Origin of the sequence: Rhodobaculum claviforme (assembly GCF_016653255.1) — a bacterium.
Lineage (GTDB): Bacteria > Pseudomonadota > Alphaproteobacteria > Rhodobacterales > Rhodobacteraceae > Rhodobaculum > Rhodobaculum claviforme.
In genome coordinates, this window is sequence record NZ_NHSD01000039.1 from 1 (window position 1) to 3,230 (window position 3,230).

The 3,230-nt window shown below is 73.7% G+C and carries 2 protein-coding genes and 2 pseudogenes; 3 read left to right on the forward strand and 1 reads right to left on the reverse strand.

The window, feature by feature from the left end; translation table 11 throughout:
• The 3 genes and pseudogenes from CCR87_RS00545 to CCR87_RS17005 all read left to right on the forward strand — a co-directional run.
• A partial coding sequence (locus tag CCR87_RS00545; RefSeq protein WP_274609736.1) for a glycine cleavage T C-terminal barrel domain-containing protein occupies positions 1 to 1,505 on the forward strand: 1,505 nt, incomplete at its 5' end.
• Entirely contained in the window at positions 1,498 to 2,043 is a 546-nt protein-coding gene (locus tag CCR87_RS00550) for a sarcosine oxidase subunit gamma (RefSeq protein ID WP_201155387.1), read from the forward strand. The genes CCR87_RS00545 and CCR87_RS00550, both read left to right, overlap by 8 nt.
• Before the next feature lie 366 nt (positions 2,044 to 2,409).
• A pseudogene (locus CCR87_RS17005) lies at positions 2,410 to 2,649 on the forward strand (IS1634 family transposase); the annotation flags it as partial.
• 49 nt (positions 2,650 to 2,698) lie between these two features.
• Here CCR87_RS17005 and CCR87_RS00555 read toward each other — a convergent pair.
• A pseudogene (locus CCR87_RS00555) lies at positions 2,699 to 3,230 on the reverse strand (hypothetical protein); the annotation flags it as partial.

Genomic DNA, 3,230 nt, shown 5'->3' on the forward strand with positions numbered 1-3,230 from the left:
CCCTGCCCGAGGCCAGCGGCGCCGCCCCCGCCCAGACCGCCTTCTGGCAGGTGGACGCCCCCGGCCGCGCCTGGCTCGACTTCGCCAACGACGTCACCACCAAGGACGTCCGCCAGGCCGCGCAGGAGGGGTTCTCGTCGGTCGAGCACATGAAGCGCTACACCACCCAGGGCATGGCGCCGGACCAGGGGCGGTCCTCCAACGTGGCCGCGCTCGCGGTACTGGCCGATGCCACCGGCCGCACCATCCCCGAGACCGGCACCACCACCTTCCGCCCACCGTTCCAGCCGGTCTCCATCGCCGCCATGGGCGCGGGCGCGCGTGGCAAGGGGTTCATGCCGCAACGATTCACCCCCTCGCATGACGCGGCGGTCGCGCGGTTCGCGCCGATGGTCGAATCCGGCCTGTGGTACCGCCCCGGTTACTTCCCCGCCCCGGACGAGGACGGCTGGTTGCCCGCCTGCACCCGCGAGGTGGGCTATGTGCGCGGCGCGGTGGGCGTGGCCGATGTCTCCACCCTCGGCAAGATCGAGCTGCGCGGGCCGGACACCGGCGCGTTTCTCGATTTCGTCTATGCCAACAGGGTCTCCACCCTGGCGCCGGGGCGGGTCCGCTACGGGCTGATGCTGCGCGAGGACGGCCATGTCATGGACGACGGCACCGTGGCGCGGCTGGGCGACGACCGCTGGCTGGTGACCACCACCACCGTCGCCGCGGGCGCGGTGATGCGCCATCTGGAGTTCGTGCAGCAGGCCTATCGCCCCCGGCTGCGCACGCGCTTCACCTCGGTCACCGACGCCTGGGCGCAGGTCGCCATCGCCGGGCCCCGGGCGCGGCGCCTGCTGGACGGAATCCTGGACGCCCCGCTGGGCGAGTTTCCGTTCATGTCCTGCGCCACGGTCGGCGTCATGGGGGTGCGTGCGCGGCTGTTCCGCATCTCCTTCTCGGGCGAGCAGGGCTACGAGGTCGCGGTCCCGGCGCGCTTCGGCGCGGCGCTGTTCCGCGATCTGGTGGCGCGGGCGGAATCGCTGGGCGGCGGGGCCTACGGGATGGAAGCGCTCAACGTCCTGCGGATCGAGAAGGGGTTCCTGACCCACGCCGAGCTGCACGGCCGCACCACCGCGTTCGACCTCGGGCTGGGGGGCATGGTCAGCGCGAAAAAGGACTGCATCGGCAAGGCCGCGAGCCAGCGCCCCGGCCTGAACGGTCCCGAGCGCGCGCAGCTGGTGGGCCTGCGCCCGGTCGTGCGCGATCAGCGCATCACCGCGGGCGCGCATCTGTTCGATGCCGGCGCGCCGCTGACCCGGCCGCATTCGCGCGGCTACGTCACCTCGGTCGGGCCGTCCCCCGCGCTGGGCTGGCTGGGGCTGGGCCTGCTGGAGGACGGGCGCGCGCGCCATGGCGACCGGGTGCGGCTGGTGGACCGGCTGCGCGGCATCGACACGCTGTGCGATGTCTGCGCGCCGGTGTTCTTCGACCCCGAAGGAGGGCGGATGCGTGGCTGAGCTGATCGCAGGCGGACCGCTGGACGGCACCCCGATCCAGGAGGGGGCGGGCTGCACGCTGGAGGTGCTCGACCTCGGGCCGGTGTCGGCGATCCAGCCCTGGCCGGGGCGCGGGGGCGCGGTGGACGCGGCCCTCAAGGCGCGGGGCCTGGGCTTTCCGGAGCCGGGGCGGTCGCTGGAGGTGGCGGGCACCCGCATCGTCTGGGCCGGGCGCGAGACGGCGTTCCTGATCGGCATCCCCGCGCCCGAGCTTGGCGACGCGGCGGTGATCGATCTGACCGACGGCTGGGTCGGCCTTGCCCTGTCCGGCACGAACGCCGGGGCGGTGCTGGCGCGGCTGGTGCCCATCGACCTGCGCCCGGTGACGTTTGCCGAAGGGGCGGCGGCGCGCACGCTGGTGGGCCATGTCCCCGCGCTGATCCTGCGCCGGGGCGGGGCGCTGGAAGTGATGGTGACGCGCTCCTACCTGCGGACCGTGTGGCACGAGATCGGCGCGGCGATGCGCACGCTGGCGGCCCGGGCGACGGCGGGCAGCTGACCCCCCGCCCGCCGGAACAGCGCAGGCCCCGGGCGATCATGCAGGCCCCGCGCACGGCCTGTGGACCCGGTCAGCCCAACTTCGACAGGTCGTGGGCGGGCACTGGCGGCCGGCCTCTCGCTGGCATCCCTTGTTCAATGGCGTCTGCCGGCGGCCCTCGTCACGGACCCGCGCGGGAGCCCCTCCGGCTTTGTGCTGTGGGTCCGTGTCATCGCAGCGTGGAGGGCTGGATGGCCATTGCGATCACACGAACAGAGCTTTCGGCGCGCGCGCTTCGGGCTGCGGCGACGGGGGCGACGGAGACCAAGGCGACGCGGCGGATTCCGGCGATCGCCCTGGGGATGGAGGAGGCGCCATCCTCGCACCCTTGTCGCCGACCGCGGCCTTCTGTGCCTGGAAAATAACGAGGAGCTGACCGCCCTGGCCACCGGGGGAGACCGGCGGCCGGGGTTCATCCGGGCGGTGCCCGCGCGCCGCTCTGCCGATCTGGTGGACACCTTCCGCGCCCTTGATTGCGACGACGCAGGGCGGGCCGAGGTCGGTTTCGCCGGCCACCGCCTGATCGTCGCCCATGACCCGCGGCGTGCCGAGGAGCAGGCCACTCGCACGGACGGGGGGCGCCACGGCCAGCATGCGGGATCCTCGGGCCGTGCCCTCAGCCGAACATCCCCGTCACCCGGCCCAGCAGCATGAACGCCCGGGCCGAGCGGGTCTCGGACAGATCGAGGATATCGGCATCGCTCAACTGTGGCTCCAGCGCCTCGAGCATGCGGTCGAAGTGGCGCAGGAAATGGTGGGCGACGTCGCGAAACACCGCGTCCTCGCGCATCCGGGTTGCGGCCCGCCCGAGGCTGCCCTCGTCGCGCACCCCGCCCAGATCGGCGATCGGGCCACCGCGCGCACCCCGGGCAAAGCGGCGCCAGAGGTCGGGGTCGGCGACCTCGGGGGTGAGGTCGTCCATGTAGATGCCATCTTCGCTGATCAGCGTCAGCACGTCCTGCGCGGCCCGGATCACCCGCGCCGCACGCGGATCGGCCAGCGCCGCACGCAGGGCGCGGAAACCTTCGGCATCGGCCAGGGTATCGGGAAAGTTCAGCGCCCGCAGGAAATCCGCCAGCGCCACGGGGGTGGCGACGTCGCCGCCCGGCCCGCCCAGCGCGAGGGCGGCCTGCCCCTCGGGCGCGGGG